This window comes from Candidatus Pelagadaptatus aseana, assembly GCF_040362265.1.
Lineage (GTDB): Bacteria > Pseudomonadota > Gammaproteobacteria > Pseudomonadales > Cellvibrionaceae > Pelagadaptatus > Pelagadaptatus aseana.
Window position 1 is genome coordinate 67,217 of sequence record NZ_BAABNJ010000006.1, and the last position, 14,529, is coordinate 81,745.

Genomic DNA, 14,529 nt, shown 5'->3' on the forward strand with positions numbered 1-14,529 from the left:
TGATGCGCACCCGCAAAGCCTCGGTTCTGATTGTTTCACTGGCCATGATATTGCCCCTGGCCATGGTGGTGTGCGCCAGTACCGGGGTGCTCGATATCCCCTGGCAGGTCAGCTTTAAATCCCTGCTGCAAGCGCTTGGGCTGTCATCCTCGGATGTTGATCCGCAACAGCACATGGTGTTGTGGCAGATCCGCTGGCCCAGAGTGGTGCTGGCGGCCATGGTCGGGGCAACACTGGCCCTGTGTGGCGCTACCATGCAGGGGCTGTTTCGCAATCCGTTGGCCGATCCCTCTCTGATCGGGGTGTCCAGTGGCGCCTCACTGGGGGCCGCCGTTGCCATTGTGCTCGGAGCCACGTTGCTGGCGGGGCTGTCGAGTTGGTTTGATGGTCTGCTGGCCGAACAGGCCTATTGGCTGCGCCAGTATCTGATTGCCGCCTGTGCCAGTCTGGGCGGTTTTATCGCATCGGTTCTGGTCTATCGCCTGGGTACAACCCCCCATGGTACGTCCGTGGCGACCATGTTGCTGGCGGGGATTGCCATTACCGCTCTGGCGGCGGCACTGAGTAATATTCTCAGCTTTATTGCCGACGATCTGGCGTTGCGTCAGATTACTCTGTGGAAGATGGGTAGCCTCGATGGAGCCAACTGGCAGCGGGTACTGGGTGGCGGTATTTTGCTGTTGCTGGTGCTAGTGGCTCTGCCGCGCTACAGCCGTGAACTCAACGCTTTATTGTTGGGCGAATCCGAAGCGCGCCATCTGGGGATTGCGGTGGAGCGTTTGAAATTGAAACTGATTGCCTGGACTGCGCTGGGCGTTGGGGTCTCGGTGTCGCTGTCGGGGATCATCGGTTTTGTCGGTCTGGTGGTGCCCCATCTGGTGCGATTGATGATCGGTCCCGATCACAGAACTCTATTGCCGGCTTCGGCGTTGTTGGGTGCCATTCTATTGGTGTTGGCCGACAGCGTGTCACGTCAGGTGTTTTCTCCGGAAGTCATCCCCATCGGCATCGTCACGGCTTTATTGGGCGCGCCTTTCTTTATCTCGCTGTTATTGCAGCAGCGTCAGCGTATGTTGTTGCAGTGAGGTGAGTCATGTTGAGTGTTGAATCCCTGTGCGTCAGTGTTGGCAGTAAAACCCTGCTTGATGGTGTCGACCTGGCGCTACAGGCAGGCGAAGTGCTGGCAGTGGTTGGCCCCAACGGTGCGGGCAAAACCACCCTGTTGAAATCCCTCACCGGTGAGGTCCAGCCCCAAGTAGGGCAAGTGCTGTTTCAGGGTCGCCCCATGGCGGCCTGGAGTCCGGAAGAGCGGGCCAGACTGTTGGCAGTGTTGCCGCAGTCATCGTCACTGAATTTTCCGTTTCAGGTGGACGAAGTGGTGCAGTTGGGGCGTTTACCCCACGATACCGGGATCGTTCGCGACAGCGAGATTGTGTCTCTGGCGCTGGCCGAGGTAGACATCGCTCATCTGGCTGACCGCGTCTATACCACCCTGTCCGGAGGTGAGAAGCAGCGGGTGCATCTGGCCCGGGTGTTGGCACAGGTGTGGGAAGAGCAAGTGGATTATCCGCGCTGTCTGTTGCTGGATGAGCCGACTTCTGCGCTGGATCTGGCACATCAAAACAGTGTTCTGGCCGCAGCTCGAGCCATGGCCGAGCAGGGGGTCGGGGTACTGGTGATTCTGCACGATCTGAATCTGGCTTCGCAGTTTGCCGACCGGGTGTTGATGCTGAATCAGGGGCGGGTGCATGCCGCAGGCAAAGCGGCCAGCGTGTTGACCGCCGAAAATATTGAACAGGTGTTTGCGGTGAGCGTGGATATTATCGAGCATCCACGCAATGGCAAACCTCTGATTGTTCAGGGTGAAATATCACAATGAAAGAATTGATTCTGGGTGGTGCCCGCTCCGGCAAAAGCAGTCTGGCCGAACAACGTGCCAAAGCTTCGGGCCTGTCCCTTATTTATCTCGCCACCGGTCAGGCCGGTGACCGGGAAATGGCTGAGCGCATTGTTCATCACCAACAACGTCGCGGCCCGGAGTGGCAGCTGGTGGAAGAGCCGAGATTATTGGCAGAGCGATTGCAACAATATGCGCGCGCCGATACCTGTATTCTGGTGGACTGCCTGACGCTGTGGCTGAGCAATTGTTTGTTTGCCGACGAGCAGGGTAGTGAATGGGATCGGCAGAAACAGGCGCTGCTGGAGGTGTTGCCCAACTTGCCCGGTCAGATCATTCTGGTGGGCAATGAAACCGGTATGGGGGTGGTGCCCATGGGCGAAATTTCCCGTCGTTTCGTCGATGAAAACGGCTGGCTGCATCAGGCATTGGCCAGCCAGTGTCAACGGGTCACCCTGACGGTCGCCGGGTTACCTCATATTCTGAAAGATGGGGATGCTGAGTGATGAATGAGCAATCGATGATGGGTTGGTTAAATCAAGACATAGCCTGTGTTGAATCCCTTTGGCTGGATCGTGCCGTAGCCCATCAAAATCAATTGACCAAGCCGCCGGGGTCACTGGGTACTCTCGAAGAGGTGGCCATTCGTCTGTGCGCCATGCAGCAAACACTGCAGCCAACACTCGAGCGTGTCGCCATTCGCGTCTTCGCCGCTGATCACGGAGTTGTCAGTGAGGGAGTGTCGGCTTTTCCCCAAGCGGTAACTGTGGAGATGATTCGCAACTTTGATGCCGGTGGCGCGGCCATCAGTGTACTGGCCAAAAATCTGGGGGCGGACTTTGCGGTGGTCAATATGGGAACTGCCAGTGAGGCTCCGCAGGGTGCTGCGATTGTGCAAAAACCGGTTGCCGCGGGCACCGCAAATTTTTGTCAGGAGCCGGCCATGACCCGGCAGCAGTTGCAACAGGCGTTACAGGCGGGGAGTGACATCGCCGAGCAGCTCGCCAGCCAACAAACCCAGTTGTTTATTGGCGGTGAGATGGGGATTGGCAATACCACTTCGGCTGCGGCATTGGCCTGTGCGTTGTTGCAGCGACCCGCAACCGACATAGTCGGCCGTGGCACCGGCGTTGATGACGCCGGCTGGCAACGCAAAGTGGATGCGGTTCAGCGGGCACTGAAGAGACACCATGATGTGGTTGCAGGTCAGGATGCCGTGGCCATTTTGCAGCACCTCGGCGGATTTGAAATCGCCGCTCTGGCCGCCACCTATTTGCGTTGCGCCCAGTTGCAGATCCCCAGTTTGGTAGACGGTTTTATTTGCACGGCTGCGGCGTTGCTGGCGATCCGCATCAACCCGGCCTGTGACCAGTGGCTGTTCTTTTCCCACCAGTCGGCCGAAGCCGGGCATGCCTTGGTGTTACGCAGTATCGAAGCCAGGCCATTACTGCAATTGAATCTGCGTCTGGGTGAGGGCAGTGGTGCGGCCACGGCCTTGCCGCTGTTGCGACTGGCGCTGGAGTTGCACAACAACATGGCATCGTTTGCCGACGCCGGCGTCAGTCAGTCTTAAATCAGCCTGTCATAGAAAGGAATAGGGCCATGAGCGGATTAAGAGCCAAACAGACGGTTACCACCATCGACCTGCTACGCCACGGCGAGTGCGAAGGTGGCGAGATTTGGCGCGGTCATGTGGATGTGGCGCTGAGCCATAAAGGCTGGCAAAGCATGCGTCGCAGCGTTGCCAGTCTTGACGACAAACAATGGGATCGGATTGTCTCATCACCGCTGCAACGCTGTGCCGAGTTTGCTCGCGAAGTGGCGGAGGGCAACAGTATTGAGCTGTCCCTGCGGCAGTCTTTCAAAGAAGTTAATTTTGGTGACTGGGATGGTCGGCCCTCCAAAGAGGTTTGGCGCGAGCAGAAACAACAGGTATTGGAGTTTTTCAAAGATCCGCAAAACTTTGCGCCCCCCAACGGCGAATCACTGGCGCAGTTGCGTGAGCGGCTGATCCCTGCCTGGCAGCAGCTGGTAGAAGAGTGCAAGGGCGAGCATGTGTTGCTGGTGCAGCACGGCGGTACCATTCGGGTTTTACTCGGTTGGTTGCTGAATATGCCTCTGGAGGCCGTGGTAAGGTTGGATGTACCCTATGCCAGTATCAGTCGCATCCGGGTATTCCACAGTGACGATGGCACCGAGCCCTTTCCCTCCCTGGCCTTTTTTAATCACGGTTGTGATATTTCTCCGGTAGTGGGTGATACAGATGGCTGAAGCCCACTGCAATGATCCGCAAAAAGCCAGTCACCTTTCGGCGGGTTTGATCGCGCTGCAATTTCTGACAACGCTGCCGGTGCGCAACATCCGGGATTACGGGCAGGCCAATATCGGCCTGTCATTGCTTTACTACCCGTGGGTGGGGCTGTTGATTGGCTTATTGCTGGCAGCGGTGGCCGCTGCCTGTGGGTATTTTTTATCGCCAGTGGCCAGTGCAGCGCTGATTGTTTGCTGTTGGGTGGTGATTACCGGCGCCTTGCATATCGATGGTCTGGCCGATTGTGCCGACGCCTGGGTAGGCGGTTTTGGCGACCGCGCTCGCACTCTTGAAATCATGAAAGATCCGGTCAGTGGTCCGGTGGCTGTGGCCACGGTTGTGGTTTTATTGCTGGCAAAGTTTGCGTTGGTGTACGAGTTGTTAAACGCATATTCACTCGGTTGGCTGGTGTTGATTCCGGTGTTGGGGCGGTTGATGGCCTGGCTGGTTTTTTTGACCACGCCCTATATTCGCAAACAGGGTCTGGGTGAAGTGCTGGCCGCACATTTTTCCCGCACTGCGGCCCTTGTCTGGTTGGCCATTGGATCCCTGATATTTTTCAGTCTTGACTGGCAGGTGGCCGGGATCGTGCTGGTGGTCTGGGTGTTGGGTTTTGTGGTGATGCGCCATCTGATGCTGCAGCGTCTTGGCGGCTGTACCGGCGACACCATAGGTGCGGCCATCGAAATTGGTGAGGTCATTGCGCTGCTTGCGCTGCTGCTCGCTCTGTCTGTGGTTTAAGGTAAACGCTCTTGTTGTTTGTAGATTCTCCTCTTTTACTGGCGCTGTCCGCTGTGGTGGCGTTGTTGCTGGACCGGTGGTGGGGGGAGCCGCGTTGCTGGCACCCGCTGGTCGGTTTTGGCCGCTGGGCCAGCGCAATTGAACGATTTGGCAACTGCGGTAAACGCCTCTGTGGTGTGTTGGCATTACTGCTGGCTCTGTTACCGCTGCTGCTGATTGCCGTTGGCATGATGCTGTTGCCTGAGCTGCTGTGGTGGCTGGCCGCGACTTTGCTGTTGTATCTGGCCATAGGCCAGCGCAGTCTGGCTGAACATGGTGAGGCCGTGCAATGGGCGCTGGCGCAGCATGATTTGACGCTGGCCCGTGAGCGAGTGGGGTATATGGTCAGTCGCCAAACCGCTGATATGGATTCGACTCAGGTGACCAAAGCGACACTGGAGTCACTGCTGGAAAATGGCAGCGATGCCATTTTTGCCCCCTTGTTCTGGTACTTGCTTGCTGGCCCGCTGGCGGTGGTGTTGTACCGTTTGGTGAATACGCTGGATGCCATGTGGGGGTATCGCAATCAGCGCTTTGAAAAATTTGGTTGGGCGGCGGCGCGGTTCGATGATCTGCTCAACTGGTTACCTGCACGCCTGTGTGCCTGGAGCTATATTCTGGCCGCCGGTCTGGAGCGTCATCATATCGGCCAATGTCGACGCCTTTGGCGGCAACAGGCGCCGTTGTGTGACAGTCCCAACGGTGGCCCGGTAATGTCTGCCGGTGCCAGTGCATTGCACATCAGCCTGGGTGGGAGAGCTTGCTATGATGGCGTCTGGAAAGATCGCCCGTTGTTGGGTGATGGTCCTGAGCCAAATGCCGCTGATATCGGCCGGGCGATTGGATTGATTGGCCGGGCGGTTAAAACATGGTTACTGATGGGTTTATTACTGGCTGTTGTCTGGGGAGCCGTTTGTGGATAAGGACAGGCAGGGCCGTGAGTTAATCAATCTGAGCCACGGCGGAAATTTAGCACTTGCCGCAGAGCAATATGGGATCCCCGAGTCTGACTGGTTGGATTTATCCACGGGCATTGCGCCCTGGTGTTATGACCCGCTGCATATTCCGCAAAGTATCTGGCAGCGTTTGCCTTCGGGGGATGCGCAACTGGTTACTGCCGCTGCAAGCTATTACGGTTGTGTGCCAGAATCCGTGGCGCCATTGAGCGGTTCGCAACAGGGCATCAGTCTATTGCCGCAACTGTTTCCCGGGTGTCGCGTTGCCATTCCGTCGCTGGGGTATTTCGAACATCGGGCGGCCTGGTCTGCTGCAGGTCACTTTGTGGTGGATTACGATCCCGCCAGTCTTCAGCAGGTGCAGTCACTGGTGGAAGCTGGCGAGGTGGATGTGGTGGTGGTGATTAATCCCAATAACCCGACAACCGATTGCTCTGAGCCTGCTCGATTATTGGCCCTGTGGCAACAACTGCAACAGCGGGGTGGGTGTCTGGTGGTGGATGAGGCCTTTGCCGATACAGCGCCAGAGCTGAGTATGGCTGGCCACTGTGATAAGCCGGGGCTGGTGGTATTGCGCTCGGTCGGCAAGTTCTTTGGTCTGGCCGGCTTGCGTCTCGGTTTTATGCTGGCGGCCAGTGAATTTATTGCCCGGGTCAAAATGACGCTGCACTGCTGGCATATCAGTGGCCCGGCGCAATACCTTGGCGCCAAGGTGCTTCTGGATCAACGCTGGCAGGCGCGGCAGCGCGAGCGAATCCGTGGTGCCAGTCAGCAACTCGATGACTTGCTGCGGCGATATTGTTCATCACCGGAGTTCGCCATCAGGCAGTCACCGTTATTTGGTTCGATTTTTTGTCCGCAGACATCTGGCGAAGGATTGTTTGAACAATTGGCTCGGCGGGGTATCTGGGTGCGTCGTTTTGCTCTGCCGCAGCAGCGTTATTGTCTGCGTATTGGTCTGCCGGGAGACGAGTCCCAGTGGCAGCGATTATCCCGGGCTTTTGAGGAAATCTTTTTGTGAACAATTTTATGATGGGTCTGGCGCTGCTGCTGTTGAACCTTTTGTGGTGGCAAGGTGCTCAGGGGCAGGATGTTCAGGGGAAGAGTGCTCAGGCGCAGATTGCGGTAACCGATAATGTGGGGCGGGAGGTGGTGCTCGCGCAACCGGCACAACGGATTATCAGCCTCGCCCCTCATGTGACCGAAAACCTGTTCAGTGCCGGAGCCGGTGAGCAGGTGGTGGGGGTGGTCGATTACTCCAACTACCCGAAAGCCGCCACACAGGTGCCTTCGGTTGGCAGTTTTGTGCAACTCAATCTTGAAGCGATTGTGGCCCTGAATCCGGATCTGGTGGTGGCCTGGCACAGCGGCCATGGGGATATGAAACTGCAGTCCCTGCTCGATCTCGGGCTGACGGTTTACGTCTCCGATCCCAGAGATCTGGAAACGGTGGCTGTCAATATTGAAAACTTTGGCACGCTCAGCGGCCACCATAATCAGGCCCTGCAGGCGGCGCAGGCGTTTCGTCTGGAACTGTCGCGATTGCGCCAGCAATACAGCCAGCTGGCTCCGGTGGGTGTCTTTTATCAGGTGTGGAACAATCCGCTGCAGACTCTGAATGGCAGCCACCTGATCAGTGATGTGATTCGCCTGTGCGGCGGTTACAATGTGTTCGCCGACGCTATTGCCATTGCTCCCAAGCTGGCAGTGGAGTCGGTACTGGCGGCCAATCCTCAGGCGATTGTGGCCAGTGGTATGGGCGAGGCCCGCCCGGACTGGCTCGACGAATGGTTGCAGTGGCCGAGCTTGCAGGCGGTTCAGGGTAATCACCTGTACTTTATTCCGCCGGACTATGTGCAGCGTCACACCGTTCGGATTTTGCTGGGTGCGGATATGCTCTGCCGGCAATTACAGCAGGTACGCAGCCAGTAACGGGCTGCCAACATTTTGGATCCCTATGAGTGATAAACCCTTTGAGTCGGATTTTACCCAGGCGGAAATCGACGCGCTCTACAAGACCATTTTCAATCGCCGCGATGTGCGTGGCCAGTTCACCTCAGAGCCCGTCTCTGACGAGGTGCTGAGTCGCCTGCTGTATGCGGCGCACCACGCGCCATCGGTGGGCTTTATGCAGCCCTGGAATTTTATGGTGATTCGCTCTGACGAGGTCAAAAGCCGGGTTCATGATGCGTTTGAGGCCGCCAATGAGGAGGCCCGCCAGATGTTTGAAGGGGAGCGTCGCGAACTTTACTCTTCATTGAAGCTGCAGGGTATTCTCGATGCCCCGGTCAATATTTGCATTACCTGCGACCGCGAGCGGGTTAAAGGCCCGGTATTGGGCCGTACTCATATCAAAACCATGGATTTGTTCAGCACCGTCTGCGCCGTTCAAAACCTCTGGCTGGCGGCCCGGGCCGAAGGCATTGGCATGGGCTGGGTCAGTATTGTCGAGCAGGATCGTCTGCGACAGGCGCTGGCCATTCCCGATGACATAGTGCCCATTGCCTATCTGTGTGTGGGGCATGTCAGTCATTTCAATGATGAGCCCGAGCTGCAGAAAAAAGGCTGGCGCTCCCGCTTGCCGCTGGCAGATCTGGTGTACTTTGATCAGTGGCAGCAGGGGCCGGGCGAGGACGAGGGCTTGCTCGAACAATTGCAGAAAAATCAGGGGTTTCCAGAAGGTTTCATCAAGTTGCCATAAGAAACCCCTAAAACTGCAAGGTGTTTGCTGTAGATTGTATAACCAACTAGACTGACAGGATAAAGGCAGTATCAACAGAGGTTTCTTAATGGCAGCAGATGCTGAACGGCGGCACTTCAGTCGGGTTTCGTTTCATGGGCATGCGCTCTTAAAGCAGGGCGCTACCTCCTGGAAATGCGAATTACTGGATATTTCCATCAATGGTCTGCTGGTCGTCCCCCCCCGCAGATTTTCAGGTTGATTCCGATCAGCCATTGCATGCTTCCGTATTACTCAGCGATGCTGCCATGATTGAAATGGATGCGGTTATTGCCCGTCAGGACTCCGAGCATCTGGGAATGACCTGCATCAACATCGATGTAGAGAGCATCGCTCATCTGCGCCGCCTGGTGGAGCTGAATCTGGGTGATCCGGATGCGGCCGAAAGGGAATTGGGTGAGTTGTTGGCTCACTATGAACAGCAACTAGAGAGCCAGTGAGGGCTATAGGATGTTACGCACTACCGATAACGAGAGTCGCTGTTTTCCCAGAGTCGATTTTCGGGCTCATGCGACCTTGGTTACCACTCATCACACCTGGCCTGTGCATATTCTCGATCTCTCATTTAATGGCGCTCTGGCCGCACTGATCTACAAGCACGATATGCAAAACGGTGAGCAGATTATTCTGACCATCGAGGTCAACGAAGATGAGAAGATCAAAATGCAGGGACACCTGTCTCATCAGCAGGGCCATTTCCTCGGACTGGAGTGTCACGCCACCAGCATCGATCATCAGGCCCGGTTGCGGGTATTACTGGATAAATACAAAACCGACACGGCCCATCACTTCCGTTCGCTTACCGAGTTGTTAAACGATCACGATCAACGGGAGCCTACGCAGGAGGATTCCTGAAACAGATCTGGTTGCGGCCGCCTTCTTTGGCCTGATACAGATATTCGTCCGCCTCTTTCAGGGTGGCGTTGGCCGATTTATCATTTTCCATCCGACTGATGCCCATACTCAGAGTAACTTTGAGTATGCCGTTATCAAGGTACAGGGTCTCACCGGCAATCCGATCAATAAATTGCTGGGCCCGTTTGATGGCCACCTCTTCCGGGATCCCGGGCAAAATAATCAGAAATTCTTCTCCACCCCAGCGCGCCAGTATGTCATCACTGCGGGTGGTATCGCGCAGGGCATCGGCCACCATTTTAAGAACCTGATCGCCGGCGTCATGGCCGTAGCTGTCATTGACCTGTTTAAAATGATCGATGTCGGCCAGCAGTACTGAGCCATTGTTGCGGATATTGTCGGTAAATCTGTCGTGATGAATAAAGTTTTCGGTGATGTAGCGGCGGTTGAATAGACGGGTCAGTGAATCCGTATTGGCTGCGGTCGACAGATCCGAGCGCAATGTGTCCATGGTCGTCAGGGATTCATTACTGGAATAATCTTTGGCAAGGCAAAGCACGGTCAGTAACCATGAGGCAGACAGAAAACGAATGACAGTGCTTTGTGGGTACTCATAAATCACCCAGGGTGCATCGAATACCAGACTTGCGGTAATCACTGTCATAAAAACACAAGCGAGTACGGCACCGATGATAAATGAGGTGGCAAAGATGATCGTGACCAGAATGGGGGGGGACCCAATAGAGCGCGGTGCCATCAATACTGCCAGTAAACACCAGCATGCAGCCCAGTACGATCATGCACGCGGCAATGATATTGATGGCTTTGGTGTAGTCTTTGTCGCTTTGAAAAACCAGATTGCTGATGACGCCGAGTAAGGTCATCAGCAACAAGCCCAAACCCAGCGGGTAGTGTTGTTCAATAATGGCGTTGACGCCAAACACACCCATCACACTGAAGCCAAATACTGACAGAATGCGGATCAGTTTGATTCGGGCTGACAAGTTCAGATCGTTGAGGAACTTGCTTTGACCGTCATCGTCACGATTAGGTGGGACCTTGTTCATTTGGGCTCATTATTAGTATTTATCTTTTATCTTAGAGCAAGGCTGGATGGCGTGAAAGTCATTAGACGCTTTTTGTCTTCACCTGCCAGATTGGCTGCTGTGAAGCAGCTTTTTAATGTGCTGCTGCAGCCAGGGTACGGTTTCGGTTTCAAACCAGTCGTTGCGTTGCAGCCACAATCGGTTTCTGGGTGATGGGTGGGGCAGCGGCAGTTGGATCCCGCCCTCACGACGATTGGTGATGTGGTCGCGCCAATGTTTAACCCTCTCAGTCAGGTTTTTATGGTGATCCTGCAGATAATGTTTCTGGGCATACTGGCCGATTAACAGGGTCAGTTCGATGTTGGGCAGGTGCGCCATCAGGCGGTCATGCCAGGTGGGTGCGCATTCGGGGCGAGGGGGCAGGTCACCGGATTTGCCCTTGCCGGGATAACAAAAGCCCATGGGCATAATGGCAAACAGGGTGTCGTCGTAGAAGCTATCGCGGTCGACAGCCAGCCACTGGCGCAGACGATCACCGGAGGGGTCGTTCCAGGGAATGCCGGTGGTGTGAACTCGGGTGCCCGGTGCCTGTCCTATAATCAGAATCCGGGCATCACTGTGAGCTCGGACAACGGGGTTGGCGCCCAGCGCCAGATGCGGTTCACACAGTTTGCAGGCGCTGATTTCGTCAAGCAATTCAATCAGTTGCACCATTCGCGCTCCTTATAGTGATTATCGCTCATTATGAATTGCTTCATTATTGCCCGAATTGGTATTATGCCGCCCTTTTCGAAGGGCTGAAAAGTCCGTAAAAATTCTGTTCTGGAAACGCCTCATGTCTCAAGAAATTCGTAACCAATCCCTGTTTGAATTGGAACAAAACGACGCCTTTATCGGTCGCCATATTGGCCCCGATGCCAGCCAAACCGAGGCCATGCTGGCCGAACTGGGGGTTGGCTCGCTGGATGAGCTGATTGAGAAAACCGTACCCGCAGCCATCCGCAAGCGCGATGACCTGAATCTGGATATAGCCGTGAGCGAGGCCGAGGCGCTGGCTCAAATCAAGGCCATTGCCAGCAACAACAAGGTGTTCAAATCCTACATTGGCATGGGCTATCACAACACCATCGTGCCCAATGTCATTTTGCGCAACGTCATGGAAAACCCGGGTTGGTACACCGCCTATACCCCGTATCAGCCGGAAATTGCCCAGGGCCGTCTTGAAGGCCTGTTGAACTTCCAGCAGATGATCATCGACCTGACTGGCATGGAACTGGCCAACGCCTCCATGCTGGATGAAGGCACGGCAGCGGCCGAAGCCATGGCCATGTGCAAGCGTCAGATGCGCAAGAACAAATCCAATACCTTCTTTGTTGACGAGGCCACGCATCCGCAGACTCTGGCGGTAATCCAGACCCGTGCCGAGCACTTTGGTTTCGAGGTGTTGGTGGGCAAGCCCGAAGAGGTGCTGGCCGAAGCCGACTACTTCGGTGCCCTGCTGCAGAATCCGGGTACCAGCGGCGAAGTCAGAGACCTTACTGACCTGATTGATATTGCTCATGGCAAAGACGCTCTGGTGACCGTTGCGGCGGACATCATGAGCCTGGTTCTGATGAAAAGTCCAGGTTCCATGGGTGCTGATGTGGTTGTGGGTACTAACCAACGCTTTGGTGTGCCACTGGGTTTTGGTGGCCCGCACGCGGCCTTCTTTGCCTTCCGTGACAAGTACAAGCGCTCGGCGCCGGGCCGTATCATCGGCGTCTCCATCGACACCAATGGCAAGCAGGCCCTGCGCATGGCCATGCAAACCCGCGAACAGCATATCCGTCGCGAGAAGGCCAACTCCAATATCTGTACCTCACAGGTGCTGCTGGCCCTGATGAGCGTGTTTTACGCCATCTACCACGGCCCTGAAGGTCTGAAACGCATCGCCAATCGCATCCATCGCCTGACCGGCATTCTCAGTGAGGCCCTGCAGGAAGTGGGCTTCGATATGGTGCACGACAGCTATTTCGATACCCTGGCGATTCAGGTGGATGAGAAGCAGGAAGAAATCTATCAGCGTGCTCTGGCGGCTGAAATCAACCTGCGCAAGCTCGGTGAGGGTGCATTGGGCGTGTCCGTTAACGAAACCACCAGCATCACCGATGTGATGGCACTGGTGGCCATTTTTGCCGACACTAGCAGTGAAGATCTGGAAGTAGACTTTGAAGCGCTGGACGATGAGTTGGCCGGCGGTTCCAAAGGTCTGCCGGACAGCCTGTTGCGCAGCGACGAGATTTTGTCTCACGAGGTGTTCAACCGCTATCACAGCGAAACGGAAATGCTGCGCTACCTCAAACGTCTGGAAAACCGCGATGTGACACTGGCCCACTCCATGATTCCGCTGGGTTCGTGCACCATGAAGCTCAATGCCACGTCCGAGATGATTCCGATCACCTGGCCCGAGTTCAACAGCCTGCACCCGTTTGCCCCGATTGAGCAGGCCGAAGGCTACCAGCAATTGTTTGAAGAGCTACAGGACATGCTGGCCGCCTGTACCGGTTACGATGGTATCAGCTTGCAGCCCAATGCTGGTTCCCAAGGCGAGTACGCCGGTCTGGTGGCCATCAAGAAATACTTTGAAAGCAAGGGCGAGTTTGAGCGCAATATCTGCCTGATCCCGTCTTCGGCGCACGGTACCAACCCCGCATCGGCCATGATGGTCAGCATGAAGGTTGTGGTTGTCGACTGCGATGCCAAGGGCAATGTGGATCTGGATGACCTGCAAGCCAAGATCGATCATTATGGCGAGCAGATTGCCTGCATTATGGTGACCTACCCATCCACTCATGGTGTGTTTGAAGAGGGCATTGTTGATCTATGTGAACGCATTCACGCCATTGGCGCTCAGGTGTACATCGACGGCGCCAATATGAACGCACTGGTGGGCATTGCTGCACCGGGCAAGTTCGGTGGCGACGTATCCCACCTGAACCTGCACAAAACCTTCTGTATCCCTCACGGTGGCGGTGGCCCGGGCATGGGGCCTATCGGTGTGGGTGAACACCTCAAGCCGTTCCTCGCCGGTCACCCGGTACAACCAGTGCCCGGCACCGATGTAGCCAGTGGCACCATTTCTGCTGCAGCCTGGGGCTCGGCTTCGATTCTGCCAATCAGCTGGATGTACATCAAAATGATGGGCAAGTACGGCATGAAAGCCGCCACCGAATACGCCATGCTCAACGCCAACTACGTGGCCAAAAAGCTGGGTGAGGCCTATCCGATTCTCTATACCGGCACCAACGGTTTTGTGGCCCATGAGTGTCTGCTGGATCTGCGCCCGCTAAAAGAGGCCAGTGGTATTACCGAGGAAGACATCGCCAAGCGCCTGAACGACTTCGGCTTCCACGCCCCCACCATGTCCTTCCCGGTGGCCGGCACCTTGATGATCGAACCCACCGAGTCGGAATCCAAAGAAGAACTGGATCGCTTTATCGAGGCCATGCTCACCATCCGCAAGGAAATCGACATGGTAGAGAAGGGCGAATACCCGGCGGACAACAACCCGCTGCACAACGCCCCGCACACCCAGGACGATGTGATGACAGATAACTGGGATCGTCCATACTCCCGTGAAGTTGCGGTGCGTCCGGCTGCCTGGCTGAAGCACAGTAAGGTCTGGCCAACGGTTAATCGTATCGATAACGTGTACGGCGACCGCAATCTGGTGTGTACCTGTCCCAGTGTGGAGAACTATCGGGACTAAATACTTGTCATGTCAGATTTGAATAAAGTTTGTGAGCGTTTTAATAAAGTTTGTGAATTTAAAATAAACACATTTACTTTAGAATCTTTAAATTGATCATAAAAATTTGCACCTAAATTTTCTACTTCTGAGTTAGTAATATTTTTTTTAAATGAAACTAATATTATTTTCTTTTTTGAGCTTATATCGAAAAGAA

The 14,529-nt window shown here is 55.4% G+C and carries 18 protein-coding genes; 14 read left to right on the forward strand and 4 right to left on the reverse strand.

Going from position 1 to position 14,529, the window contains the following annotated elements; translation table 11 throughout:
* Nucleotides 1-2 precede the first annotated feature (2 nt).
* From ACPXV9_RS10480 to ACPXV9_RS10540, 13 genes are all read left to right on the forward strand, one after another.
* The gene (locus ACPXV9_RS10480; protein ID WP_423896663.1) at nucleotides 3-1,085 is read left to right on the forward strand and encodes a FecCD family ABC transporter permease; all 1,083 of its coding nucleotides are present in this window, start codon (nucleotides 3-5) and stop codon (nucleotides 1,083-1,085) included.
* Between the two features lie 8 nt (nucleotides 1,086-1,093).
* Complete coding sequence (locus ACPXV9_RS10485) at nucleotides 1,094-1,879, forward strand: heme ABC transporter ATP-binding protein (protein ID WP_423896665.1); 786 nt, start codon at nucleotides 1,094-1,096, stop codon at nucleotides 1,877-1,879.
* Entirely contained in the window at nucleotides 1,876-2,403 is a 528-nt protein-coding gene (gene cobU, locus ACPXV9_RS10490) for a bifunctional adenosylcobinamide kinase/adenosylcobinamide-phosphate guanylyltransferase (protein ID WP_423896668.1), read from the forward strand. Before ACPXV9_RS10485 ends, cobU begins: the two co-directional genes overlap by 4 nt.
* Nucleotides 2,403-3,470 (forward strand): nicotinate-nucleotide--dimethylbenzimidazole phosphoribosyltransferase, encoded by a 1,068-nt coding sequence (gene cobT, locus ACPXV9_RS10495; RefSeq protein WP_423896670.1) that lies wholly within the window; start codon nucleotides 2,403-2,405, stop codon nucleotides 3,468-3,470. Before cobU ends, cobT begins: the two co-directional genes overlap by 1 nt.
* 29 nt (nucleotides 3,471-3,499) lie before the next feature.
* A complete protein-coding gene (locus ACPXV9_RS10500) occupies nucleotides 3,500-4,168 on the forward strand; it encodes a histidine phosphatase family protein (protein WP_423896671.1) in 669 nt (222 codons plus the stop codon).
* Nucleotides 4,161-4,949 carry an adenosylcobinamide-GDP ribazoletransferase gene (locus ACPXV9_RS10505; RefSeq protein ID WP_423896674.1) on the forward strand — a complete coding sequence of 263 codons (789 nt, stop codon included), beginning with the start codon at nucleotides 4,161-4,163 and terminating at the stop codon, nucleotides 4,947-4,949. Before ACPXV9_RS10500 ends, ACPXV9_RS10505 begins: the two co-directional genes overlap by 8 nt.
* An 11-nt stretch (nucleotides 4,950-4,960) precedes the next feature.
* Entirely contained in the window at nucleotides 4,961-5,911 is a 951-nt protein-coding gene (cbiB, locus tag ACPXV9_RS10510) for an adenosylcobinamide-phosphate synthase CbiB (RefSeq protein WP_423896675.1), read from the forward strand.
* Nucleotides 5,904-6,965, forward strand: coding sequence for a threonine-phosphate decarboxylase CobD (gene cobD, locus ACPXV9_RS10515; protein WP_423896677.1), 1,062 nt, complete (start codon nucleotides 5,904-5,906; stop codon nucleotides 6,963-6,965). The genes cbiB and cobD overlap by 8 nt, the downstream gene beginning before the upstream one ends.
* Nucleotides 6,962-7,876 (forward strand): cobalamin-binding protein, encoded by a 915-nt coding sequence (locus ACPXV9_RS10520; RefSeq protein WP_423896679.1) that lies wholly within the window; start codon nucleotides 6,962-6,964, stop codon nucleotides 7,874-7,876. The genes cobD and ACPXV9_RS10520 overlap by 4 nt, the downstream gene beginning before the upstream one ends.
* Before the next feature lie 25 nt (nucleotides 7,877-7,901).
* Complete coding sequence (bluB, locus tag ACPXV9_RS10525) at nucleotides 7,902-8,645, forward strand: 5,6-dimethylbenzimidazole synthase (protein WP_423896681.1); 744 nt, start codon at nucleotides 7,902-7,904, stop codon at nucleotides 8,643-8,645.
* An 88-nt stretch (nucleotides 8,646-8,733) separates the two neighbouring features.
* Entirely contained in the window at nucleotides 8,734-8,886 is a 153-nt protein-coding gene (locus tag ACPXV9_RS10530; RefSeq protein WP_423896684.1) for a PilZ domain-containing protein, read from the forward strand.
* Nucleotides 8,846-9,124 (forward strand): hypothetical protein, encoded by a 279-nt coding sequence (locus tag ACPXV9_RS10535; protein ID WP_423897117.1) that lies wholly within the window; start codon nucleotides 8,846-8,848, stop codon nucleotides 9,122-9,124. Before ACPXV9_RS10530 ends, ACPXV9_RS10535 begins: the two co-directional genes overlap by 41 nt.
* A 10-nt stretch (nucleotides 9,125-9,134) precedes the next feature.
* Complete coding sequence (locus ACPXV9_RS10540) at nucleotides 9,135-9,539, forward strand: PilZ domain-containing protein (protein ID WP_423896687.1); 405 nt, start codon at nucleotides 9,135-9,137, stop codon at nucleotides 9,537-9,539.
* Here ACPXV9_RS10540 and ACPXV9_RS10545 read toward each other — a convergent pair.
* The 3 genes from ACPXV9_RS10545 to ACPXV9_RS10555 form a co-directional block, all read right to left on the reverse strand.
* Nucleotides 9,520-10,203 carry a GGDEF domain-containing protein gene (locus ACPXV9_RS10545; protein WP_423896690.1) on the reverse strand — a complete coding sequence of 228 codons (684 nt, stop codon included), beginning with the start codon at nucleotides 10,201-10,203 and terminating at the stop codon, nucleotides 9,520-9,522. The genes ACPXV9_RS10540 and ACPXV9_RS10545 overlap by 20 nt on opposite strands.
* Nucleotides 10,151-10,606: a hypothetical protein gene (locus tag ACPXV9_RS10550; protein ID WP_423896692.1), complete on the reverse strand. Its 456-nt coding sequence runs from the start codon at nucleotides 10,604-10,606 to the stop codon at nucleotides 10,151-10,153. Before ACPXV9_RS10550 ends, ACPXV9_RS10545 begins: the two co-directional genes overlap by 53 nt.
* A 78-nt stretch (nucleotides 10,607-10,684) precedes the next feature.
* Nucleotides 10,685-11,299, reverse strand: coding sequence for a uracil-DNA glycosylase family protein (locus ACPXV9_RS10555; RefSeq protein ID WP_423896695.1), 615 nt, complete (start codon nucleotides 11,297-11,299; stop codon nucleotides 10,685-10,687).
* Nucleotides 11,300-11,420: 121 nt separating this feature from the next.
* On the opposite strand from ACPXV9_RS10555, the gene gcvP reads away from it, so the two are divergent.
* Nucleotides 11,421-14,333 carry an aminomethyl-transferring glycine dehydrogenase gene (gene gcvP / locus ACPXV9_RS10560; RefSeq protein WP_423896697.1) on the forward strand — a complete coding sequence of 971 codons (2,913 nt, stop codon included), beginning with the start codon at nucleotides 11,421-11,423 and terminating at the stop codon, nucleotides 14,331-14,333.
* Here the strand turns inward: gcvP and ACPXV9_RS10565 are convergent.
* A partial coding sequence (locus tag ACPXV9_RS10565; RefSeq protein WP_423896700.1) for a hypothetical protein occupies nucleotides 14,330-14,529 on the reverse strand: 200 nt, incomplete at its 5' end. The two genes, gcvP and ACPXV9_RS10565, sit on opposite strands and share 4 nt — an antisense overlap.